This window comes from Methylobacterium sp. XJLW (assembly GCF_003254375.1).
Lineage (GTDB): Bacteria > Pseudomonadota > Alphaproteobacteria > Rhizobiales > Beijerinckiaceae > Methylobacterium > Methylobacterium fujisawaense.
The window spans coordinates 2,503,980-2,524,001 of the sequence record NZ_CP016429.1; the positions used below are offsets into that span (position 1 = coordinate 2,503,980).

25 protein-coding genes and 2 tRNA genes are annotated in these 20,022 nt (G+C 71.8%); 14 read left to right on the plus strand and 13 right to left on the minus strand.

What is annotated here, in order from left to right; translation table 11 throughout:
* The first annotated feature begins 81 nt into the window (after positions 1 to 81).
* Positions 82 to 348: a hypothetical protein gene (locus A3862_RS11545; protein ID WP_236961954.1), complete on the plus strand. Its 267-nt coding sequence runs from the start codon at positions 82 to 84 to the stop codon at positions 346 to 348.
* A gap of 107 nt (positions 349 to 455) precedes the next feature.
* Positions 456 to 1,316 carry a universal stress protein gene (locus tag A3862_RS11550; protein ID WP_043354331.1) on the plus strand — a complete coding sequence of 287 codons (861 nt, stop codon included), beginning with the start codon at positions 456 to 458 and terminating at the stop codon, positions 1,314 to 1,316.
* A gap of 47 nt (positions 1,317 to 1,363) precedes the next feature.
* On the opposite strand, the gene A3862_RS11555 is transcribed toward A3862_RS11550, so the two are convergent.
* The 7 genes from A3862_RS11555 to A3862_RS11580 form a co-directional block, all read right to left on the minus strand.
* Positions 1,364 to 2,056 carry a helix-turn-helix domain-containing protein gene (locus tag A3862_RS11555; RefSeq protein WP_043354333.1) on the minus strand — a complete coding sequence of 231 codons (693 nt, stop codon included), beginning with the start codon at positions 2,054 to 2,056 and terminating at the stop codon, positions 1,364 to 1,366.
* Between the two features lie 120 nt (positions 2,057 to 2,176).
* On the minus strand, positions 2,177 to 2,401 hold the full coding sequence (locus tag A3862_RS11560) for a hypothetical protein (RefSeq protein ID WP_043354335.1): 225 nt from the start codon (positions 2,399 to 2,401) through the stop codon (positions 2,177 to 2,179).
* An 83-nt stretch (positions 2,402 to 2,484) separates the two neighbouring features.
* On the minus strand, positions 2,485 to 2,853 hold the full coding sequence (locus A3862_RS11565) for an SPW repeat protein (RefSeq protein WP_043387222.1): 369 nt from the start codon (positions 2,851 to 2,853) through the stop codon (positions 2,485 to 2,487).
* Positions 2,854 to 3,014: 161 nt separating this feature from the next.
* Complete coding sequence (locus A3862_RS32600; protein ID WP_442919062.1) at positions 3,015 to 3,476, minus strand: hypothetical protein; 462 nt, start codon at positions 3,474 to 3,476, stop codon at positions 3,015 to 3,017.
* The gene (locus A3862_RS32055) at positions 3,404 to 3,649 is read right to left on the minus strand and encodes a hypothetical protein (RefSeq protein ID WP_442919056.1); all 246 of its coding nucleotides are present in this window, start codon (positions 3,647 to 3,649) and stop codon (positions 3,404 to 3,406) included. Before A3862_RS32055 ends, A3862_RS32600 begins: the two co-directional genes overlap by 73 nt.
* 126 nt (positions 3,650 to 3,775) lie before the next feature.
* On the minus strand, positions 3,776 to 4,384 hold the full coding sequence (gene fixJ, locus A3862_RS11575; protein WP_043759273.1) for a response regulator FixJ: 609 nt from the start codon (positions 4,382 to 4,384) through the stop codon (positions 3,776 to 3,778).
* Entirely contained in the window at positions 4,374 to 5,924 is a 1,551-nt protein-coding gene (locus A3862_RS11580; protein ID WP_081948865.1) for a PAS domain-containing sensor histidine kinase, read from the minus strand. Before A3862_RS11580 ends, fixJ begins: the two co-directional genes overlap by 11 nt.
* A 268-nt stretch (positions 5,925 to 6,192) precedes the next feature.
* Here A3862_RS11580 and A3862_RS11585 point away from each other — a divergent pair, with 268 nt between their 5' ends.
* Positions 6,193 to 7,053, plus strand: a complete 861-nt coding sequence (locus A3862_RS11585; protein WP_043759272.1) for a universal stress protein — start codon at positions 6,193 to 6,195, stop codon at positions 7,051 to 7,053.
* 16 nt (positions 7,054 to 7,069) lie between these two features.
* Entirely contained in the window at positions 7,070 to 7,306 is a 237-nt protein-coding gene (locus A3862_RS31050; RefSeq protein WP_043354346.1) for a hypothetical protein, read from the plus strand.
* A 43-nt stretch (positions 7,307 to 7,349) separates the two neighbouring features.
* Here the strand turns inward: A3862_RS31050 and A3862_RS11590 are convergent, their stop codons facing one another.
* The 3 genes from A3862_RS11590 to A3862_RS11600 all read right to left on the minus strand — a co-directional run bounded on the left by A3862_RS11590 (position 7,350) and on the right by A3862_RS11600 (position 10,762).
* On the minus strand, positions 7,350 to 7,754 hold the full coding sequence (locus A3862_RS11590) for a BLUF domain-containing protein (protein WP_043759270.1): 405 nt from the start codon (positions 7,752 to 7,754) through the stop codon (positions 7,350 to 7,352).
* Between the two features lie 175 nt (positions 7,755 to 7,929).
* Entirely contained in the window at positions 7,930 to 8,742 is an 813-nt protein-coding gene (locus A3862_RS11595; protein WP_043759268.1) for a universal stress protein, read from the minus strand.
* A gap of 100 nt (positions 8,743 to 8,842) precedes the next feature.
* The gene (locus A3862_RS11600) at positions 8,843 to 10,762 is read right to left on the minus strand and encodes a heavy metal translocating P-type ATPase (RefSeq protein ID WP_043759267.1); all 1,920 of its coding nucleotides are present in this window, start codon (positions 10,760 to 10,762) and stop codon (positions 8,843 to 8,845) included.
* A 500-nt stretch (positions 10,763 to 11,262) separates the two neighbouring features.
* Here A3862_RS11600 and A3862_RS11605 point away from each other — a divergent pair, with 500 nt between their 5' ends.
* The gene (locus A3862_RS11605) at positions 11,263 to 11,604 is read left to right on the plus strand and encodes a phasin family protein (protein ID WP_043354355.1); all 342 of its coding nucleotides are present in this window, start codon (positions 11,263 to 11,265) and stop codon (positions 11,602 to 11,604) included.
* A gap of 205 nt (positions 11,605 to 11,809) precedes the next feature.
* Here the strand turns inward: A3862_RS11605 and A3862_RS11610 are convergent, their stop codons facing one another.
* Entirely contained in the window at positions 11,810 to 12,235 is a 426-nt protein-coding gene (locus A3862_RS11610) for a response regulator transcription factor (RefSeq protein ID WP_111473606.1), read from the minus strand.
* Positions 12,236 to 12,539: 304 nt separating this feature from the next.
* Here A3862_RS11610 and A3862_RS11615 point away from each other — a divergent pair, with 304 nt between their 5' ends.
* From A3862_RS11615 to A3862_RS11650, 8 genes are all read left to right on the plus strand, one after another.
* Complete coding sequence (locus A3862_RS11615) at positions 12,540 to 12,926, plus strand: hypothetical protein (protein WP_043759265.1); 387 nt, start codon at positions 12,540 to 12,542, stop codon at positions 12,924 to 12,926.
* Positions 12,927 to 13,078: 152 nt separating this feature from the next.
* Positions 13,079 to 13,645: a hypoxanthine phosphoribosyltransferase gene (gene hpt, locus A3862_RS11620; protein ID WP_043354359.1), complete on the plus strand. Its 567-nt coding sequence runs from the start codon at positions 13,079 to 13,081 to the stop codon at positions 13,643 to 13,645.
* 165 nt (positions 13,646 to 13,810) lie between these two features.
* On the plus strand, positions 13,811 to 14,176 hold the full coding sequence (locus A3862_RS11625; protein ID WP_043354361.1) for a response regulator: 366 nt from the start codon (positions 13,811 to 13,813) through the stop codon (positions 14,174 to 14,176).
* A 76-nt stretch (positions 14,177 to 14,252) separates the two neighbouring features.
* Positions 14,253 to 14,630 carry a hypothetical protein gene (locus A3862_RS11630; protein WP_236961956.1) on the plus strand — a complete coding sequence of 126 codons (378 nt, stop codon included), beginning with the start codon at positions 14,253 to 14,255 and terminating at the stop codon, positions 14,628 to 14,630.
* A 52-nt stretch (positions 14,631 to 14,682) separates the two neighbouring features.
* A complete protein-coding gene (locus A3862_RS11635; RefSeq protein ID WP_043354364.1) occupies positions 14,683 to 15,060 on the plus strand; it encodes a hypothetical protein in 378 nt (125 codons plus the stop codon).
* A gap of 73 nt (positions 15,061 to 15,133) precedes the next feature.
* Positions 15,134 to 15,208 (plus strand) — tRNA-Thr (locus tag A3862_RS11640).
* Between the two features lie 513 nt (positions 15,209 to 15,721).
* Positions 15,722 to 15,982 (plus strand): NepR family anti-sigma factor, encoded by a 261-nt coding sequence (locus tag A3862_RS11645; protein WP_043354366.1) that lies wholly within the window; start codon positions 15,722 to 15,724, stop codon positions 15,980 to 15,982.
* Positions 15,979 to 16,575, plus strand: coding sequence for a sigma-70 family RNA polymerase sigma factor (locus tag A3862_RS11650; RefSeq protein WP_051044938.1), 597 nt, complete (start codon positions 15,979 to 15,981; stop codon positions 16,573 to 16,575). The genes A3862_RS11645 and A3862_RS11650 overlap by 4 nt, the downstream gene beginning before the upstream one ends.
* 55 nt (positions 16,576 to 16,630) lie before the next feature.
* Here the strand turns inward: A3862_RS11650 and A3862_RS11655 are convergent, their stop codons facing one another.
* Complete coding sequence (locus A3862_RS11655; protein ID WP_043759261.1) at positions 16,631 to 17,164, minus strand: isochorismatase family protein; 534 nt, start codon at positions 17,162 to 17,164, stop codon at positions 16,631 to 16,633.
* Positions 17,165 to 17,730: 566 nt separating this feature from the next.
* A tRNA-His gene (locus tag A3862_RS11660) sits at positions 17,731 to 17,807 on the minus strand.
* 221 nt (positions 17,808 to 18,028) lie between these two features.
* Here A3862_RS11660 and A3862_RS11665 point away from each other — a divergent pair.
* Positions 18,029 to 19,957, plus strand: coding sequence for a chloride channel protein (locus tag A3862_RS11665; RefSeq protein ID WP_236961958.1), 1,929 nt, complete (start codon positions 18,029 to 18,031; stop codon positions 19,955 to 19,957).
* Positions 19,958 to 20,022: the final 65 nt, after the last annotated feature.

Genomic DNA, 20,022 nt, shown 5'->3' on the forward strand with positions numbered 1-20,022 from the left:
ACGGCCCGCGCGCCTTCGTGTAAGCTGTCGTCCATGAGCAGGATCACGACGGACCCGACCGCAGCGGATTGGGATGCACGAATGGAGCGGCTGACCGGCCGCCTTCCCGGGCGCCTGCGCGATGCGGTCACGTGGCTGAGGAAGCCCTCGCGGCGGCCGGCGCGGTTGGCGGCGGCGCTCGCCCTGATCGGCGGCGGCTTGCTGTCGTTCCTGCCGATCCTCGGCCTCTGGATGCTGCCCCTCGGCTTCGCCCTCCTGAGCGAGGACATCCCGGCGCTGAAGCCGCGGCTCGAAGTGATGGCGCGGGCGGTGGAGCGGTTCGTGTCCCGCTTCCGCAAGAAGCCCTGACCGGATCGGGTGATCCGGCGCGGTCGCCGACGGTCCGGCGTTGAGCTGGATCAAGGTCGAGCGGCCGCACCCGTCGAGACTCGGGCGATCGGCAGCCCGGAGCTCTCATGTCCCTCCCGTCCTCATCGCCCCTCGCCGCCTTGCGCGACATCCTGGTCGCCGTCACCGAGGAGGGCCGCGGCGACGAGCCCGGAACGGCGCTTGGCTATGGCCTCACGCTCGCCGCCGCGGCGGGCGCCCACCTCACCGTCCAGTCCGCGGCCCGCCGTCTCACCATGGTGGGCGGCGCGGGATTGGGGTTCGTCGACGGCCTCGTCGCGGACGAGAACCGGCGCCTGCGCGTCCTCGCCCAGGCCGTCGCCGAACGCGCCGCCGGGGATGCCACCCGTGCGGGGGTGACCTGTACGACCGAGGCGCCCGCGCTGGCCTACCCGGATCTGATCGCCCGGCTCACCGCCCGCGCGCGCCTCGCCGACCTGACCGTCCTGGACGCGGAGGCGCGGGAGGTCGATCTCGACCGCGACCTGATCGACGGACTCCTGTTCGGCAGCGGTCGCCCGCTCATCGTGGTGCCTGCGGGCTGCTCGGCCTGGCCTGCCGGTCGGATCGTCGTCGCCTGGGACGGCAGCGCCCAGGCCGCGCGGGCGGCGAACGATGCCCTGCCGTTCCTGCGCGCCGCCGAGGCGGTCGAGATCGTGTCCGTCGTCGGCGAGAAGGACCTGTCGGCCGCGGTCGCCGGCGCCGAGTTCGCGCCGCACCTCGCGCGCCACGGCGTGACCGTGTCGGTGAACGTCCTGCCGGTCGTCGACGACGTCGCGGAGACGCTCAGGACCCAGGCGGGCCTGTTCCGCGCCGACATGCTGGTGATGGGCGCCTACCGGCACGCCCGCCTGAAGGAATGGTTCTTCGGCGGCGTGACCCAGTCGCTCCTGGCCCGCAGCCCCCTTCCGCTGTTTCTCGCCCATTGACGGCGCGGCAGCACGATCCGTCGCGACCCGCCGGGGCGGCGTCGCGCTCAGTCCTCGATCATGCGGTGGAGCCGGGCGCGTCTCAGGCTGACCTGGCGGCCGCCGACGCGTTGCAGGGCCCCGTCCTCCTCCAGCTGCGAAAGGGTGCGCGACACGGTCTCGATGGTCAGCCCGAGAAAGTCGGCGATGTCGCGCCGGGTCATCGGAAGGGCGAAAGTCCCGGTGCCGCCCAGGCGTGCGTCCACGTCGATGAGGAAGCTTGCCACGCGCTCCGCCGCCGAGCGGCGCCCGAGCAGCAGCATGTGATCCTGGGCGTGCCTCAGATCGTTCGTGGCCATGTCCCAGAGCTGGCAGGCGAACTCGGCCCGGTCGGTCGCGGCGCGCTCGACCTGCCGCCGTTTGAAGATCAGCACCTTGGTGTCGGTGAGCGCCTCGGCGCTGTGGCGGTGGATCTTGCCCTGCTCGAACCCGAACAGGTCGCCGGGCAGGCGGAAGCCGGTGATCTGACGACGGCCGTCGCTCAGCACCTTGTGCGTGCGCACCGCGCCGCTGACGACCTTGTAGACGAACTCGGCCTCCTCGCCCTCGCCGTAGACTTCCTCCTCGCGGGCGTAGGAGAACGGCGTCCCGATCACCTCGGGGCAGCCCGCGAACAGGGCGCTTGCGTCCAGGCTCGGGAAGGGCGCCGAATGGCCTGCCGGGATCTGCGTGGACGTCCGTGCGGTGTAGTCGGTGCTCATCGCTTCGCTCCTCACCTCGTCGTGGGAGCGAGATTGGCCGTCCTCGGGGAGCGATGAAATTCCGGTTCGTGTCTTAAGCGAACTTGCTTACGGACAATTACGTAGTGCCGCGCGTCGGGCTCAGAGGCCCGCGGTCGTCGCGAATGCCCAGGCGGGAACCGGGTCGGGGAGCCCGGGCAGGCCGGAGCGCCCCGCGAGGAGGGCGCCCACCAGGGTGGCGAGCCCGTATGCCAGCACGCCCAGAACCAGCGTGAGGACGTCGGCATGACGGCGCAGGGCGTGGATGCCCGCGCAGCCGACCGTGAAGGACGCGGCGGCCGCGAGCGCGACGGGGTCGAGGGGCATGGCAGCCTCCTGGAAACGATGCCGTGAGGGACGCGGCCGCGCGCGGCGCAGGGCTGCCGCGGCCGTTCCGGCGCCCGGCCGCCTCAGACCGAGCGCGCCTGGGGCGACACGTAGAGCCGCCGGAGTTCGAACGCGGCCAGGGCGGCCACCGCGAGCCCGACCCCGACATGCACCCCCATGGCGCCCCTGGTCTCCGCGAAGCCCAGAGCCCACGGCGCCATGGCCGCCCATAGGCCGAGGGCGAGGTTGAGGTACTCTTCCCAATCGTAGGTCCGGCCGAGGGCCAGCAACGCGACGACGGTGATGGCGCCGCCGCTGAGAAAGGCGTTGCGTGCGGCGGCGGAATCGTAGCTCAACTCCAGATACCAGGGTGCGAGGACGAGCGTGATCCCGAGGAGGATGTTGAGCGCGTTCGGGATCATGTCCTCGGTTCGGTTCTCGATGGTTCTCATCGGCTTCCCCCTGACGAAGGAGCCCCGGCGGCCGGACCGAGCGGGCGTCCGGAGCACGAGCGGCAGACGGCCTGCCGCCTTCCCGATTTTCAGGGTCTCCGTATTGGTGCGGCGATACATTGATCCAGCTCAAGATCTTTGTGCAGGTTTCGCCGCAATGTTCATGAATAAGCTTGGCAAATCGTCGTTCCGTGGAGACAAGAGCGGCGTGGGCCGGTTCTTTTGCTTGGCCGCACGCTGTGACGGAGCGCACAGGGGCCTTGGGATCGTCCGCCGCCGCATGCGGGCGCCGCGGTCGCCTCGGCCAGGGTAGCTCGGCCTCGGGCACGCCGGCGCGCGCCGGTTTGCCGATCTGGTTTCCGTCGGGTTTGGTCAGGCCGGCTGGGGGAGGGGCGCGGGGCGTGGCGCCGGGGCGGCGTCTCGGGCGGTGTCTCGGGCGGCGTCCGGGCGAGGAGCCCGAGGAGCGCGTCGAAGGCGAGGGGCTTGTCGACCAGCGGGATCCCGGCGGCGCGGGCCCGGGCGCGGATGGCGGGGTTGGGGTGTCCGGTGATCAGGACCACGGGCACGCGGGCATCGAGGTCGTGGAGCCTGGTGCAGACTTCCAGGCCGTCGAGCCCCGGCAGGACGTGGTCGAGGAGGACGAAGGCCGGGCTCGGCCCGGGAAGGCGGCCAGCAGTTCCGGTCCGTCCGCGAAGGTCTCGACCCGGAGGCCCTCGCTTTCCAGGAGGAAGCGGGTGGAGTGGAGGACGGCCGCGTCGTCGTCCACCACGTAGATGAGGTCGGGCAGGGCAGGCATGAGGTGTATCGGCGGCTAGGTCGGCGGCTGGATCGGCAGGTTCGTCGGCGGGGTGCCGGTCCGGGTTCGGGACCGCCAGGATGGGGCGCGATCCGGATCCCGGCCTTGACCTGCCTCAAGGCCGGCTCAGGCCAGGCCCGCCAGCACCGCCCAGCGCACCAGCTCCTGCAGGGTGCCGGCCTGCGTCTTGGCCATAAGCTTCGCCCGGTAGATCTCGACGGTGCGCGGACTGATGTCGAGCGTGCGGCCGATCTCCTTGCTGGTGCCGCCGGCGACCAGCTGGTCGAGGACCTGCCGCTCGCGCTCGCTCAGGGTGCCAACCCGCCGGACGAACTCCCGCAGCGTCGGATCGACCGCCTCGGCCGCGCCGTTGCGTTCCAGGGCGGAGCGCAGCGCCTGCAGGAGGGCCTCGTCGTCGAACGGCTTCTCGATGAAGTCGCAGGCGCCGAGCTTCATCGCCTCCACCGCGAGCGGGACGTCCCCGTGCCCGGTCATCATGATAACCGGAAGCTTGTGGCCGGATGCCCGCAGGCGGCGGAGCAACTCCAGGCCGTTGAGACCGGGCATGCGGATATCGGTCAGGACGCAGCCCGCTGCCGGCTCGACGAGCCGTCGGAGAAAGTCGGTCGCAGTCTCGTAGAGCCGCACCTCGAAGCCTTCGGTGCCGAGCAGGAAGCCGACCGAGTCCCGCATGGCCGGGTCGTCGTCGACCACGTGCACAAGGCTAGCTGGCATGACCGAGGTCTCCATCGTGCGCGGCCGGCAGCGTCAGCCGGAAGGTTGCCCCGCCGGCCTCGTTGCGCTCGACCCATAGGCGGCCGCCATGAGCCTCGACGATGGTGCGGCAGATCGAGAGCCCGACGCCCATCCCGCTCGCCTTGGTGGTGACGAAGGGTTGGAACAGCCGGTCCGCCACCGCGTCCGAGATGCCCGGCCCGGTGTCCACGACGGCAATCTCGACGTGGTCCGTTCCCGCGGGGCAGGCCTCGACGCGCAATTCGCGCCGGTGCCCCTGCTGCATGGCCTCGCGGGCGTTGCGCATCAGGTTGATCAGGACCTGCTGAACCTGAACGCGGTCGGCCAGGACGGACGTGACCCTCGGATCCACGTGCACGCGCGCGACAACGCCTTGCTCCCGGGCCCCGACCAGGGCCAGCGTGCTGGCCTCCTCGATCAGGCTCGCGACGGGCTCGACCCGCTTCTCGGTCTCGCCGCGGGTGACGAACTCGCGCAGGCGCCGGATGATCTGTCCCGCCCGCAAGGCCTGCTCCGCGGCCTTGTCGAGCACCTCCACCGTCTTGGCGACGTTCTCGGGACTGGGATGCGCCAGAAGGCGCTTGCAGCCCTTGGTATAGTTGCTGATGGCCCCGAGCGGCTGGTTCAACTCGTGGGCCAGCGTCGAAGCCATCTCGCCCATCTCGCTGAGGCGGGACATGTGGACCAGCTCCGCCTGGAGTTCCTCGAGACGGGCCTGCGTGCGGCGTTGCTCGGTCAGGTCGTTGATGAACCCGGTGAAGAAGACCTGCTCGCCCGCGCGCATCTCGCCGATGGCCAGCTCCATCGGGAAGGTGGAGCCGTCCCGCCTCAGGCCGGTCACGACCCTGTTGGTGCCGATGATGCGGCGCTCGCCGGTCCGCCGGTAGCGGTCGAGGTAGGCGTCGTGCTCGCTCCGCATCGGCTCCGGCATCAGGATGCGGACGTTCCGACCGACCGCCTCGTCGGCCGCGTAGCCGAAGAGACGCTCGGCCGCCGCGCTGAACCAATGGATCCGGCCTGCCTCGTCGATGACGACCATGGCCTCCGGCACGGTGTCGAGGATCGAGCGCAGGTGAGCCTCGCGGGCCCGCAAATCGACCTCGGCCCGCTTCTGCTCGTCGATATTGAGCACGACCCCGCGGAGCCGGAAGGGGCTGCGTTCCGGGTCGAGTTGCACCCGGCCGCGCGAGCGCAGCCAGCAGACATGCCCGTCGGGGCGCAGGACGCGGTAATCGACCTCGTAGCTGCCCCCCTCCCGCACGGCTCTCTCGATGGCCTCCGCGCGGGCTGGACGGTCCTCCGGATGCACGAGGGCCTGTGAGGCGGCGAAGGTGGTCAATCGTTCGGCCGGGACGCCGAACAGGCGGGCACAGGTCGGCGACACCGTGGCGCGACCGGTCACGATGTCCAGCGACCAGATGCAGATGCCCACTTCGTCGAGGGTCAGCCGCAGGTCGTCGCCGGTCTGAGCGGTGGCATCGTCGCGAGGGTGGCCGGGCGCGTCGACGGGGTTCGTCATCGCTTGCACCCGGAGAGGTCCTGCGGGCCGCGACGATGAAAACGCATCCGTCCCGAACTTCCAATCGGTTGCGCCATGACAACCAAAAATTACTGCATTTTGGAATCAGTGAACAGCCTTTCGGCAGTGTTGTTGGTCGAATATAGACGATCCCGTCGGGCGAATGTGCGAAATTGAACACTCCGCATCGTGGGCCGCTTGAGGTGGATCAAGGCTGCCCAGCCGCGACGGGACGAACCATGGGGCCGGCACGAATCGGAGACGCTCCATGTCCAGCCCCTCCCGCTCCCCACTCGCGGGCATTCGCGACGTCCTCGTCGGCACGACCGTGGAGGGCGAGTTCGATCCCCCCATCGCGGCGATCGGCTACGGGCTGACGCTGGCCAAGGCGGCCAATGCGCACCTCACCGTGCAGTCGGCCTCCTGGCGCCTCACGGGCGACGACGCTTGGCTCGGCGAGTTCGACTACGTGGGCGAGGCTCTCGTGGACCGCCGTCTCGACGCGCTGGCGCGCTCCATCGCGGAGCGTGCGGCCGGCGATGCGGCCCAGGTCGGCGTTGTCTGCACGACGGAGGCGCCGGGGCTGACCTACCCGGACGTCGTGACCCGGCTGGCCACGCAGGCGCGCCTGCACGACCTCACGGTCCTGGACGCGGGACCGCGACGGTTCGACCTCGATCGCGAGACCATCGAGCGGGCGCTCTTCGAGAGCGGGCGGCCGGTCATCGCGGTGCCGCCGGGCTGCGACGCCTTCGCCGCACGGCGGATCATCGTCGCCTGGGACGGCAGCGCGCAGGCGGCGCGGGCCGCCAACGATGCCCTGCCGTTCCTGCGCGCCGCCGAAGCGATCGAGGTCGTCTCGGTCTGCGACGACGCGGAGATCCACGAGGCCGTCCCCGGGGCCGAGTTCGCGCCCCACCTCGCGCGGCACGGCGTGAACGTCGTCGTCAACGACCTGCCGAAGGGGGACGGCATCGCCGAGACCCTGCGCAGCCAGGCTGGCCTGTTCCGCGCCGACCTGGTCGTGATGGGAGCCTACCGGCATTCCCCCAAGCGGGAGTTCTTCCTGGGCGGGGTCACCCGCTCGCTCCTGCGGAACAGCCCCGTGCCGCTGTTCCTGTCCCATTGAACCTAGGGGGTCGGCGATGCGCAAGCGACCAACAGCCCGGAGCGGCACGACCACCGGGCCGACGCGCAAGCGTGAGCCGCCGCCCCGTGGCGCCCCGGCGCGCCCCGAAGCCGCGGAGGCGGTGCCGCCGGTGCGCCCCGAACCCGTCGAGGCGGTGCCGCCGGTGCGGGCGCCGAACGCGCCCGATTGGGCCAACCCGTTGACCGAGGAGGAGCGCCGCGCCCTCGAGGCCGGCTGGGGCTTCGTCGAATGACGGCTCCGCGGGCGCCGTCGGCTCCCCGGCCCGTGCGGCGGTGTCAGAGCCGGGCCCGCGCGAGTTCCTCGATGGCCTGGATCAGGCGGCGCAGGTCGGCCGGGTCCGGCTGCGCCGGGGCACGCGCGGTCAGGGCTGCGATAAGCCTGTCGACGTAAACGGAGGCGCCGGAATAGGCGAGGCTCCAGTCGGCGAAGCGCCGCCGGTCGATGTCGTCGTACAGCAGCACCGCCACCTCCGTATGGCGCGGGTCGCGACGGATGCTGTCCATCAGGGCATCGACCGCGGGACGCGGCCCCTCCAGGATCTGTGCGAACCGGATGCGCGACGCCACGAGGGCTCCCGTGACCCGGAGCCGGGCGTTCCGGGACAGAGACGTCTCGACGATGTTCCGGACGTCGGCCTCGGAGGATCTCCGCCGGCTGACGTAGAGAAGCCGACTGTCCATGGCTCTGCCTCCCTGCCGCCGCCCAGCGCGACCCTGACGCGTCCGGGCCGGCGAGCCTGGCCTCGTCGCACGGATCGGACCGGAACGCGGGCACCGCGGGATGGTGCCGTTCGACGCCCGCGATCGGGAAGCGCTCGTCCAGCCTGCGAACGGGCGGCCCCGACGAAGCGCGGGCTCAGTGGCTCATCAGGCAGCAGCGTGGGGAGCGTTCCAGGAGATCGCGCGTGACGCCGCCGAACATCCATTCCCGCAACCGGGAATGGCCGTAGGCGCCCGTGACGATCAGATCCGCGTCCTGCCGCAGGGCGAACCGCAGGATCTCCGAGCCGGCATCCTCCTCCGTTTGCAGGTGATGGACGGCGACGTGCGCGCCGTGCCGCGCGAGGTGGCCGGCCACGTCGTCCGCACCGTCGGGCTGGGCATCGGCGCCGACGGTCGCCACGTGGACCCGGTCCGCCGCCCGCAGGAATGGCAAAGCCGCCGACACGGCCCGCCGCGCTGCGGGACCGTCCCGCCACGCGACGACGATGCGCGACCCCGTCAGGCTCGCGAGCCCCGGCGGCACCACCAGGACCGGCCTGCCGGCCTCCATGAGGACGGGCCCGGGCGGCACGCCGAGCGGTCCCGGATCCGCGTCGCCCGGTCCCCGCCGGCTCAGGACCACGAGGTCCGCGGCGCGGGCCGTCTCGATGACGTGCGTGACGGCGTCCGCGAAGCCGGCGCGCCAGTCCGTGCCGATCCCCTCGGTCCCGGCACGCCGGAACAGGGCCTGCGCCTGTTCGAGGATGGTTTGGACCTGTGCCGTGTTGCGTTGCTCCTGCGCGACGGCATCGTAGACATCGCGGACCAGGAGGGGGGCCGGCACCGGATGGGCCGCCGCGCCCGTGAGCGTCGCCGCGAAGCGCCGGGCGAGGCCGGCGGCGAGGCGCATCCGGTCCAGCGCCGCTTCGCCGAGGTCGGCGGAAACGAGGATGTTGGCGTAGTCCATGGCTCAGCTCCGGCCCGCGTCGATGCCGACGCGGGGAGCCTCGCTGGAGCCGCGAGGGGCCACCTTGATCCAGCGCAAGCCCGCCGGCTGCCGGCGGGCGTCAGGGATGGCCCACGGCCTCCGCCGTCGGCTCGCGCCCGTCCCGGGGGCCGCCGAGCACGCGCATGGCGTTGAGGATCACCGCGACGTCGATGGCCTCCTGAAGGAGCGCCCCCTGAAGCGGCGAGAGATGGCCCAGCGCCGCCGCGACCATGCCGGCGAGGGACAGGCCGAGGCCGATCCACACGCTCTGGAGGGCGATGGCGCGGGCGCGCTTGGCGATGTGGATCGCCTGCGGCAGCGGCGCCAGGCTGTCCACCAGCAGGACGACGTCGGCCGCCTCGGCCGCCGCCGCCGCGCCCCGGGCGCCGAGGGCCACGCCGAGATCGGCCGCCGCCAGCGCGGGCGCGTCGTTGACCCCGTCGCCCACCATCATCACGGGGCCATTCCGACGCTCGGCGGCCACGGTGCCGGTCTTGGCCGCCGGATCGAGGTCGGCCACGATGGCGTCCACGGGCAGGCCGGCGACGAGCGCCTCGGCGACGCCGCGCCGGTCGCCGGTCGCGAGCACCACGCGCGTGATCCCGCAGGCGCGAAGGTCCATGAGCGCCCGGCCGCCATCCGTCCGCAGCGGGTCCGCGAAGTCCAGGACCGCGGCCGGCGTGCCATCGACGGCGACCAGGACCGTCGATGCCGCCGCCGCGGCCTGTCGGGGGCCGGCCGCCAGCGGGAAGACGATGCCGTGCCGGCGCATCAGGCGCGCGCCTCCGACGATGACGAGCCGCCCCTCCACCCGGCCGCTCGCCCCCTCGCCGGGGGATTCCGCGACCATCGAGGGCTGCGGAAGGATCAGGCCGCGCCCCCGGGCCTCCTCGACCAGGGCCCGCGCCACCGGGTGGCCCGAGGCCTGATCGACGGACGCCGCGAGGCGCAGGACCTCGGCCTCCCCGTGCGCGCCGAGGGTTCGCAGGGCGGCGAGCCGGGCGGAGCCGCGGGTCAGGGTGCCGGTCTTGTCGATCACCAGGACCCGCACCTGGGCGAGCATCTCCAGCGCGCCGCCGCCCTTGATCAGCACGCCGATGCCGGCTGCGCGCGACAGTCCCGAGACGAGGGCGACGGGCACCGCCAGGATCAGCGGGCACGGCGTGGCGACGACCAGCACCGCCAGGGCCCGGATCGGGTCGCCCGTGGCGGCCCAGGCGCCGCCGGCCAAAGCCAGCGTGAGGGCGAGGAATCCGAGCCCGTAGCGGTCCGCCAACCGCGCCATCGGCGCCTTCTGGGCCCGGGCGGCCTCGACCAGGCGGACGATCCCGGCATAGGTGCTCTCGGCCGCGGGTCGCTCCGCCAAGAGGGTGAACGGCGTGCCGGCATTCACCGTGCCGCTGAGCACGGGCTCGTTCGCCTTGAGGGTGACCGGTAGCGCCTCGCCGGTCAGGCTCGACCGGTCGAGCACCGCCCGGCCCGCCGCGACCCACCCGTCCACCGGCACGACGTCACCGACACGGACCAGGATCCGGTCTCCCGGGACCAGCGCCGCGAGGGCGACCTCCTGCAACACACCGCCCTCCTCGCGCAGGGCGGTGCGCGGCTGGCGCGCGATCAGCGCCGTCATCGCCGCCCCGGCCCGGCCCGTGGCATAGGCCTCCAGCGACTGGCCGCCCGCGTACATCAGGGCGATGACGGCACCGGCCAGCGTCTGACCCAGGAGGAGGGCGCCGCCCATCGAGAGAAGGGCAACGAGGTCAAGCCCGACATCGCCGCGCGCCAAGCTCGTCACGACCTGCGTCAGGAGGACGGCCAGGACCGCCAGGGTTGCGAACGCCCAGGCCGCCATCGCGAAATCCGGACGCCCGAGCGCCTGCGCCAGGAGGCCCGCGCAGAGGCCCGCCAGCGGCAGGACCGCCAGCCACCTTCGCACCCGCGTCCCCCACTCGGCGGCCGACCATCCTGTTCCGGTTGAGCCTACCGCCGCCGTGGCCATGTCGAGGGTGCCTCCGTCCGCGCCGCCGAGCTAGGGCCCGCCTGGTTCGCGGGCCTTGCGTTGGATCAAACCGTCCCCGTCGAACCGGGCCGGGCTCAGGCCCGTGGGGCGCGACCACGCCAGGTTCCGGCCCCCGCGATGCCGGCGCACCGACCGGGACGGGGCTGCGGACGACGGTGAATCCGTTGGGCATCGCGGGCTCGGTCCGGCTCTCGACGCGTCGCGTCGGCTTCTCCCTTCGCGACCGGAGCGGGGTAGCGAGGGCCGAGTCCCGGGCGCGGACGGGCCGCGGCCTGCGATGCCCGAGAGATCCGGAACTGGCGCCGAGCCTTGGATCGGGTCGCGGGGCGGCGCGTCCGGCGGCGTCCGACCTGTCCGGTCGGGTTTTTCTCAATAATATCTCAGCGAATATTTGTATTGGATTTGAGATATTGATCTGAATCAATGCGGATCGTACCGGAACTTCATTCGTGGCCCGGATGTCGAGACAGGAGATCCCGATGGCTTCTGAGACCGTGACGCCTCTTCAGGCACCGTCGTCCACCGACCCGATGGAGTCCATCAAGGCCGGCCTGGGTACAGGCTTCGGCGCCTGGCGCGCCTTTGCCGTCGATCTGCCGCTGCGCATCGCCACGGAGACGGTGCGCTTCACGGGCTGCCGTCTCCAGGCCCAGGCGGACCATCTGGCCGCGCTCACCCGATGCGGCTCGCTCAAGGATGCGTTCGAGCTTCAGACGGCGTTCCTGACCAGAAGCATGGCCGACTACCAAGCGGAGGCGCGCACGCTGTCGCACGAGGTCGTCGAGGCGGCCTCCGCCGAGGGGGTGTCCAAGGCGGCCTGAGGGGCCGGACCGCCGCGCCATTCCGAGCGCGCCCGTCTCGATGGCTTCTGCTGCGGTGGGGGCAGGACGGGGGCGGCATGATGGGGGTGGCAGGACGGGCCGCAGGTCGATCAGCCGACCCGTTCCGCCCTCCGCCGGGTGTTCGCGCGCCGGCCCGATGCGCGCCGTATTTCGCTCTGGCCGGTCTGGTTTCCGCCGGGTGTGGTCAGGCCGGCTGGGGGAGGGGCGCGGGGCGTGGCGCCGGGGCGGCGTCTCGGGCGGTGTCTCGGGCGGCGTCCGGGGCGAGGAGCCCGAGGAGCGCGTCGAAGGCGAGGGGCTTGTCGACCAGCGGGATCCCGGCGGCGCGGGCCCGGGCGCGGATGGCGGGGTTGGGGTGTCCGGTGATCAGGACCACGGGCACGCGGGCATCGAGGTCGTGGAGCCTGGCGCAGACTTCCAGGCCGTCGAGCCCCGGCAGGACGTGGTCGAGGAGGACGAAGGCCGGGCTCGGCCCCGGGAAGGCGGCCAGCAGTTCCGGTCCGTCCGCGAAGGTCTCGACCCGGAGGCCCTCGCTTTCCAGGAGGAAGCGGGTGGAGTGGAGGACGGCCGCGTCGTCGTCCACCACGTAGATGAGGTCGGTCAGGGCAGGCATGAGGTGTATCGGCGGCTGGATCGGCGGGTTCGTCGGCGGCGTGCCGGTCCGGGTTCGGGACCGCCAGGATGGGGCGCGATCCGGATCCCGGCCTTGACCTGCCTCAAGGCCGGCTCAGGCCAGGCCCGCCAGCACCGCCCAGCGCACCAGCTCCTGCAGGGGACCGGAAGGCGTGTCGTTTCGTTGTCCTCTGGTTTTGTTCGCGGGCATTCCCCGGTTCTGGTGTGAGTTATAGAATTGCCAAATTTGTCCGCCTACGCTCTCGGCCGCATGAATTGAATATCGTCTGAGCGTGAAGACTGCCATGAACAGCACGACACAGCAGGATCAACTCGAGATCGTGAGCGCGCTGGCGGCGTCGCTGGCCGATCGGATGCTGATGGAGCGCCTGACCCAGGGAACGCTGCCGCTGGCGAATGCCAGCCGCCTCTGGACCGCGTCGCTGCTGCTGGAGGAGCACGAGCGCCCCATTCCCCGCATCGTGGCGGACGTCCTGGAACAGGTGCGGCATGTCGAGCCCGCGGAGGCGCCGGAGAGGATGGACCTGGAGTCCGAGCTGGAGTCCGGACCGGAGCCCCGACCGGAGCCCTTGCCGGACGTGACGGCCGAGCGGCATGCCGGCGCGGCCGCGCCGCGCCGGCGCCGGCTCACCCGCCTGCTCCGCCCGTTCCGGCAGGGAACCGAGGCCTGACGCTCCCGGCGTCGGCGGGTCCTGCGGGCGCGACTTGATGTCGGCCCGCCGTCGTTTCGGATCCGGAGTTTCCCGACGGCGCCCGGGACGCTAAGACCCTCTCCAGTGCGGTGGCGGATCCCGTCCCGCGAACGGGCTTCGGGATACGAGTGATGAGCACCCCTGAACGGCGCGTCCGGACCCTGTTCGACGAGGCGGCCATCGCCAGGCGCAACGATGAACTCGCCCAGGAGATATTGGCTGCCGGGCCCGAGGACCTCCTCGTCGTGGCCGTGCTCAAGGGAAGCTTCATGTTCGCGGCCGACCTGCTCCGGTCGCTCCACCGGGTCGGCCTCGCGCCGCAGGTCGAGTTCGTGCACCTGTCGAGCTACCGTACGGGGACCGTGTCCAGCGGTCAGGTCGAGATCCTGCGCGACGTGCAGAGCGAGGTGCGCGGGCGGGATGTGCTGCTCGTGGACGATATTCTGGAATCGGGCCGCACCGTCGTCTTCGCCAAGGACCTGCTGATGGCCCGCGGCGCCCGGCGCGTCCTCACCGCGGTGCTGCTGGAGAAGCCCGGCAAGCGCGCCGTGACGATCGACGCGGATTTCGTCGGCTTCGTCTGCCCCGATGTCTTCGTCGTCGGCTACGGCATGGATGCCGCGCACGCCTTCCGGCAGTTGCCCTTCGTGGGCGTGGTCGATTACGGGGATGGCGGCCCGGATCTGTTCGATGCCTGACCGAGACGCCGCGGCGCGGCATTTTCGCCGCGCTGCACGGCAGGATTGACGATTCGACGTGCGACGTCTTGACAGGCGGCAAATTCGCCTGTGTCTGTCGACGTTTGGGCGTCCGCATCATCGCGACGGGGCGCTCGCGGGCTTCGGGGACGATCACGGGACCACATGGCGCGCATCCTCCTGGTGGATGACGAAGAGACCGTCCGGGGCTTCCTCAAGCGGGGGCTGGAGATCGACGGCCATGCGGTCGTCACGGCCAGCGATGGCAGTGACGGGCTCGATCGCCTCAACGAGGCCGACGGCGGCTTCGATCTGATGCTCACCGATATCCGCATGCCGCTCATGGACGGCATCGCGCTGGCCCTGGCGGCCAAGCGCGATTTCCCCGACCTGACCATCCTGCTGATGACCGGCTTCGCCGATCAGCGCGAGCGCGCGCGGGGGCTCGATGCCATCGTCACCGATGTCCTGACCAAGCCCTTCTCCCTGGCGGATCTGCGCGCCACGGTGAAGCGGGCGCTGGCGGCCTGAGGCGACCGGCCCGGCGGGACAGTCCACCCGTTCAGACGAACTTAAACATTTCCCTTAGGTTGAGCTTCACGAAGGCGTGCCAATCTGCTCCCGACTGGATCAGACCGAGTACGCCCTCGCCATGTATCGCCGGGACCGGGACATCGACGCGGCAGCCTATCAAGCGGACCGCTATGCCTGGGAGCCGGACGATGCGACCTGGCGGGCGGATCGGGACGAGCCGCAGCGGGCACGCAAGGCCTTTTTCGGGCGGCTGTCTTCGCTGGTCAAGATTTCCGTGCTTGCGGTGCCGGCGGCGCTGTTCCTGTATGGCAGCTTCGCCGATTGCAGCGGCCGTCCGGCGGCGGGCTGGCTCGGCCTCGTCGGGGCCGGTGCCTGCGCCCGCAACGAGATGCTCGGCAGCGTCCTCTCGATCCAGGACAACCTCGCCCTCCTGAAGCGGCTCATCAACTGAACCTTCGGCGTGTCGCGCCGCCGCGCTCTGCTCCGCTCCCCGTGAGTCCGCCATGTCCAGCCGCCCGCTTCTTCCCGCCGCGTCCGAAGGTGCGTCCGATGCCCTCGAGGAGGCGAAGTTCCGCGCCCGCATGGCACGGGTCGGCCCCGAAGCGGCGAACCGTCCCCCCCGCGGGAGCCGGGCACCCGAACGGGGGCGCCGTCTCCGGCTCGGCTGGAAGGGCTGGCTCGTCGTCGACAGCCTGGTCGTGCTCCTGGTCGTCGCGGGGGTGGTGGCCTGGCCGCCGATCCAGGCCTGCCGATACCAGGACCAGACGGTCGGCTTCTACGCCGGCGATTCCGTCGGGAAGTGCATCCGCCGCGGCATCGCCGACCGCCTCGATACCGCGGACCAGCGCTTCAAGCGCCTGATCCGCCGCTCGGGCCAATGAGGCGGGCCGCCGCAATTCTTCGCGCCCCTCGGGTTGAGCGGCGGCACGGCGGCTGGTAGCAAGCGTCTCGCGAGCCGGTGTAGCACAGCGGTAGTGCAGCGGTTTTGTAAACCGAAGGTCGGGAGTTCGATCCTCTCCACCGGCACCAGACGTTTTCCGCACGATCAGAGTGGGTTGGGCCTGCTCCCGGAGCGCGGCGACCGCTCTCCTCACGCAGCGGTCGGGACAGCGCCCCTCCGAATCGCCTCCCCCCTGGAAGGAGCCCGGGACCGGGTCTGCCGTCGACGCACCCGCGCGCGGCGCGCGCCAGGACGGGGCTGGTCGCGGCACGTTCGGCTTCGGGAGGAGCGAGACCGCGCCCGGTCGGACAGGCGGCCCGGAGCGCGGTCAGCGTCCGTTCAGGTGCCTCCGCGCATCCTCGGTACAGCCAAGCTGAAGACAAGTATTTCTGAATTGTAACTGAGTATATATCCTGAAAATTCGGCTCAAGCTGGGCCATTTGATAATTAAAATTAGATGAATGCGCAGTTCAGAGCCGATTAAATCCGTCGCGCCTACCAGCCCTGCCGGACAGCGATGAGATGCGTCTCCGCCGCGCCGAGACCGTTCCGGCGGAGGCCGGGCCTCCGGGGCCGCATCGGGCACGGCAGGGGGCGCGACCATGTCAGGGAACGAGGACGATCGGGCGAGGGCGGGCTCCGCCGGAGCGCCGGATGCGACCGAGGGATGCGCCGCGGTCGGGCCGCGGCCGGCGCGGCGGGCCGGTGCGCCCGGTCGTTCGATCGACGGCGCGGCGCGGGACCGGATCGGGCGCGGCCTGCGCCTGCACTACGCCGGGGTGCTGGCGCTGCCGATTCCGGACCGGCTCCGGACGCTGCTCGACGACCTCGCCGCCTGCTCCGACACGGAGGCCTCGCAATGACCCTGATGCTGCAAGCCGCCCCCGCGGGGAGCGGATCCGGTCCGGCGCCCGTCGGGGCCGATGCCGAGATGCGCGACCTCCTTCTGGGCGCGATCCCGGCCCTGCGGGCCTTCGCGTTCTCGCTGACCTACGACCTCGACCGCTCGGACGATCTCGTGCAGGACACGCTGGTGCGCGCGTGGATCAACGCCGCCAGCTTCCGCCGCGGGACCAACCTGACCGCATGGCTGTTCACGATCCTGCGGAACCTGTTCTATTCCGAGCAGCGCAAGCGCAAGCGCGAGGTGGAGGATGCCGACGGCGTGCATGCCGGACGGCTCAGCGCCCTCCCGGAGCAGGAGATCCGGATGGAGATGGCGCAGTTCCAGAGCGCCCTGAACCGTCTGCCGCCGGCTCAGCGCGAGGCGCTGGTCCTGGTCGGCGCCCAGAGCTTCACCTACGAGGAGGCCGCGGCGATCTGCGGCGTCGCCGTCGGCACGATCAAGAGCCGGGTCAGCCGCGCCCGGATGCGCCTGATCGAGGTTCTGGGCATGAACGGCGCCGACGATATCGGTCCCGACGCGCAGACCCGTGCGGCCCTGGACGGTCCCTAGGCCGCTTACCGTCGCAGGGGATGCCGGCTCGGCGGGCCGGGAGCCGCGCCGGCGCCTACTTGATGAGCGTCATGATCTCGCGGAACCGCGGGTGGCGCGCCGTGCCGAGCCACTCGAACACCACCATCTCGGTGGTGACGATCTCGGCCCCGTGGGCGGCCATCCGGGTGAGCGCGGCCGCCCGGCTCTCCGTCCGCCGCGAACCCACGGCATCGCACACCACGCAGGCGCGGCGCCCGGCCTCGAGAAGCCCGAGAACGGTCTGCAGCACGCAGATATGCGCCTCGCAGCCGGTGACCACGAGGTCCCGATCCGCGGGCAGCCCCTCGAGGAAGCCCGGCGTCCGGGTGGCACTGAAGCTCATCTTGGGGAAGGCCGTCCCGGGCTCGGGCGCCAGTTCCGGCACGGTGGGGCCGAGGCCACCGGCATTCTGCTCGGTGACCAGGATCGGGACGTCGAGGCGATGCGCGGCGGCGGCGAGGCGGCCCGTATTGGCCAGGATCCCGGCTCCGTCGGCGATCACCGGCATCAGCCGGACCTGAACGTCGATGATCAGGAGAAGCGAGCGAGCGGGATCGATCAGGGGCATCGGTTCGGATCTCGCATGGGGCGCGCACGCCGGAACGGGTTCGGTCGGACGTCCGGTCCGCTCATGTGGTGCTGCGGCTGCCTGCCTGCCGGATTGGGCATGCCGGACCATCGGCCGTCCGCGCACCGGGGCCGGCGACCGCGCGACCCGGCACCCGTCCGATCCGGCAGGCGTGCCCGCGAGGCCGATCGGACGTGCGATATCCGACGCGGGCTGTGGTCGCCACCGCTGCCGGCCGGAGGGCGGGGCGCGCCCCCACTCTCCCGACGGCCTGGGGCGCCTCAAGGGTGATGCGAGGCCGGGCTGCTGTCGCTGCACCATGGCGTCCATCCCGGGCCGGCTCGCCCCGCATCCGCCGTCGCGCTAGGCCATCCGCGGTGAACGGTGGACGATCTCCCGCACGCCGCGCCCAACCACGCCTGAGACCGCTGGGATCGCCCAAGCTGTTCGGTCGTCCCGAGACGCTCGTCCGGCGAGAACGGCGGATCCGGGAGGCGCCGGACGCATCCCCCCAAGCAAAAGGGGCCGGCGATCCGCCAACCCCTTGCGCTGTCGAGCTGAATGAATGGTACCACCGCCCCGGCTCGAACGGGGGACCCCCAGATCCACAATCTGGTGCTCTAACCAACTGAGCTACGGCGGCACTGGCGCGGGGTGTATCGTGGGCCGCGGCAGTTTTCAAGGCGATGTGTGCACGGGATTTCGACTCCGTGGATAGCGCCGTCGGGCTCCCCCGCGCCGGGCCGGCAGCCCTCCTGCGGCACGCGCCCGTTTGCAACGGGATCGACCCCGGCTGTAACTGCGACGGCGGGGTCGACGCGTCGGCCCCGCCAGTCGAACCGACCGGAGGCGAAGAGGCGGACCGTGAGCGCGCGACAGCCAGCGGGCGCCGGCGGGGGCAGGGCGCCCGGCGACGGATCGGCCGACGTCCCGGCCCGATCGGCCGTCCGGCCGAGCCGGCGGACCCGTCGCCGTTGGGCCGGGATCGGCCTCATCCAGGCCCCCGGACGGCTGCGCAGCCTCGTTCGCCGGAGCGAGGGCGGCCTCGTCGCCCTGGCGACCCTGGTGGGCTGCGTCGCCGGCGTGGCGGTCTCCGCCATGACCTGGATCACCCAGACCCTGCGCGAGGGGCTCTACCAGCTGCCCGCGGGGGCGCGCCTCAGCGCCGTCGATGCCGTGTCGCCGGTGCTCCTCCTCGTGGGCCCCTGCCTGGGCGGCGGCGTGCTCGGCCTGCTCATCGTCGCCGCCAACTACGTCCGCGGCCCGCGCAAGCGTCCCGCCATCGACCCGATCGAGGCGAACGCTCTGCATGGCGGCCGGATGTCCCTGCGCGACAGCCTCTACCTCGCACTCCAGAACGTCATCTCGAACGGGTCCGGCGCCTCGGTGGGGCTCGAAGCCGGCTACACACAGATCGCCTCCGGCCTCGCCTCGCGGCTCGGCATCGCCTTCGAGGTGCGGCGCAGCGACCTGCGCACCCTGGTGGGCTGCGGTGCGGCCGGGGCCATCGCGGCCGGCTTCGGCGCGCCGCTCGCCGGCGCCTTCTACGCCTTCGAGCTGATCATCGGCACCTACTCCATCGCCACCCTGACGCCCGTGATCGTCGCGGCCCTGTGCGGCAACCTGATCTCCCGGTCGCTGATCGAGGCCCAGCCGCTCGTCGATCTCGGAGACATGCAGGCGGTCACGACCTCGCACGTCACCAGCCTGGAGATCCTGCCGAGCCTCGCCCTCGGGCTGGTCTGTGCGGGCCTCGGCATCCTGATCATGCGCGGGGTCACCCTGGTCGAGCGCCTCGTCCAGGCCTCGGGCGTCCCGCGGGTGGCGGCGCCCGCCTTCGGGGGGCTGTGCGTCGGCGCGCTGGCGCTGCTGGCAACGCCGCAGGTGCTCTCGGGCGGTCACGGCGCCCTGCACATGCATTTCGCCGCCGAGGGGCAGGGACACGGCATCGCCGCCCTGGCCGGGCTGTTCGCCGCCAAGGCGGTGGCGTCGGCGATCTCGATCGGCTCGGGGTTCCGGGGCGGTCTGTTCTTCGCGTCCCTGTTCCTGGGCGCCATCGCCGGCAAGCTGTTCGCCGCCCTCGCCCCCGTGCTGGTGCCGCCGCTCGCGGATTTCGGCCTCACGCCCCTGGCCTACGCGGTGATCGGCATGAGCGCCCTGGCCGTCGCGATCATCGGCGGCCCGCTGACCATGACGTTCCTGGCGCTGGAGGTCACCGGCAGCCTGCCGATCACCGGCGTCGTGCTGGCGGCGGTGATCGCGTCCTCGCTCACCGTGCGCAAGACCTTCGGCTACTCCTTCGCCACCTGGCGCTTCCACCTGCGCGGCGAGAGCATCCGCAGCCCCCACGATGTCGGCTGGATCCGCTCGCTCACCGTCGGCCGGCTGATGCGCCGCAATCCCGGGACCGTGGCGGTGGATACGCCGCTGCCCACCTTCCTGCGTGCCCATCCCCTCGGCTCGCCCTCCCGGGTGATCGCCGTGGACGGGGGCGGGCGCTATGCCGGCATCGTGAACGTGCCCGAGGCGCACGCGGCGTCCCGGGATTCCGGCGCCGACGCGCAGCCCGTGCTCGCCGACCTGCTCCTCCATGGGGACGATTTCCTCACGCCGGGCATGAACGCCAAGGACGCCGCCGCCGCCTTCGACCGCACGGAGAGCGAGGCACTCGCAGTCGTCGAGAGTGCCGAGAGCCGGAAGGTGCTGGGCCTGCTCACCGAGAGCCACACGCTGAAACGCTACAGCGAGGAACTCGACCGCCAGCGCCGGGCGATGGCGGGCGAAACCGACTGATTGTCAGGCCGGCGTGTTGACCGCACGCCCGGGTGCAACAATCACCCTGACGTCTCCGACCCGGG

Bases quoted from the DNA above. Each gene is read 5' to 3' on its own strand.
- A3862_RS11545 (WP_236961954.1), top strand. From the start codon at position 82: ATGGAGCGGCTGACCGGCCGCCTTCCCGGGCGCCTGCGCGATGCGGTC.
- A3862_RS11550 (WP_043354331.1), top strand. From the start codon at position 456: ATGTCCCTCCCGTCCTCATCGCCCCTCGCCGCCTTGCGCGACATCCTG.
- A3862_RS11555 (WP_043354333.1), bottom strand. From the start codon at position 2,056: ATGAGCACCGACTACACCGCACGGACGTCCACGCAGATCCCGGCAGGC.
- A3862_RS11560 (WP_043354335.1), bottom strand. From the start codon at position 2,401: ATGCCCCTCGACCCCGTCGCGCTCGCGGCCGCCGCGTCCTTCACGGTC.
- A3862_RS11565 (WP_043387222.1), bottom strand. From the start codon at position 2,853: ATGAGAACCATCGAGAACCGAACCGAGGACATGATCCCGAACGCGCTC.
- A3862_RS32055 (WP_442919056.1), bottom strand. From the start codon at position 3,649: ATGCCTGCCCTGCCCGACCTCATCTACGTGGTGGACGACGACGCGGCC.
- fixJ (WP_043759273.1), bottom strand. From the start codon at position 4,384: ATGCCAGCTAGCCTTGTGCACGTGGTCGACGACGACCCGGCCATGCGG.
- A3862_RS11580 (WP_081948865.1), bottom strand. From the start codon at position 5,924: ATGACGAACCCCGTCGACGCGCCCGGCCACCCTCGCGACGATGCCACC.
- A3862_RS11585 (WP_043759272.1), top strand. From the start codon at position 6,193: ATGTCCAGCCCCTCCCGCTCCCCACTCGCGGGCATTCGCGACGTCCTC.
- A3862_RS31050 (WP_043354346.1), top strand. From the start codon at position 7,070: ATGCGCAAGCGACCAACAGCCCGGAGCGGCACGACCACCGGGCCGACG.
- A3862_RS11590 (WP_043759270.1), bottom strand. From the start codon at position 7,754: ATGGACAGTCGGCTTCTCTACGTCAGCCGGCGGAGATCCTCCGAGGCC.
- A3862_RS11595 (WP_043759268.1), bottom strand. From the start codon at position 8,742: ATGGACTACGCCAACATCCTCGTTTCCGCCGACCTCGGCGAAGCGGCG.
- A3862_RS11600 (WP_043759267.1), bottom strand. From the start codon at position 10,762: ATGGCCACGGCGGCGGTAGGCTCAACCGGAACAGGATGGTCGGCCGCC.
- A3862_RS11605 (WP_043354355.1), top strand. From the start codon at position 11,263: ATGGCTTCTGAGACCGTGACGCCTCTTCAGGCACCGTCGTCCACCGAC.
- A3862_RS11610 (WP_111473606.1), bottom strand. From the start codon at position 12,235: ATGCCTGCCCTGACCGACCTCATCTACGTGGTGGACGACGACGCGGCC.
- A3862_RS11615 (WP_043759265.1), top strand. From the start codon at position 12,540: ATGAACAGCACGACACAGCAGGATCAACTCGAGATCGTGAGCGCGCTG.
- hpt (WP_043354359.1), top strand. From the start codon at position 13,079: ATGAGCACCCCTGAACGGCGCGTCCGGACCCTGTTCGACGAGGCGGCC.
- A3862_RS11625 (WP_043354361.1), top strand. From the start codon at position 13,811: ATGGCGCGCATCCTCCTGGTGGATGACGAAGAGACCGTCCGGGGCTTC.
- A3862_RS11635 (WP_043354364.1), top strand. From the start codon at position 14,683: ATGTCCAGCCGCCCGCTTCTTCCCGCCGCGTCCGAAGGTGCGTCCGAT.
- A3862_RS11645 (WP_043354366.1), top strand. From the start codon at position 15,722: ATGTCAGGGAACGAGGACGATCGGGCGAGGGCGGGCTCCGCCGGAGCG.
- A3862_RS11650 (WP_051044938.1), top strand. From the start codon at position 15,979: ATGACCCTGATGCTGCAAGCCGCCCCCGCGGGGAGCGGATCCGGTCCG.
- A3862_RS11655 (WP_043759261.1), bottom strand. From the start codon at position 17,164: ATGCCCCTGATCGATCCCGCTCGCTCGCTTCTCCTGATCATCGACGTT.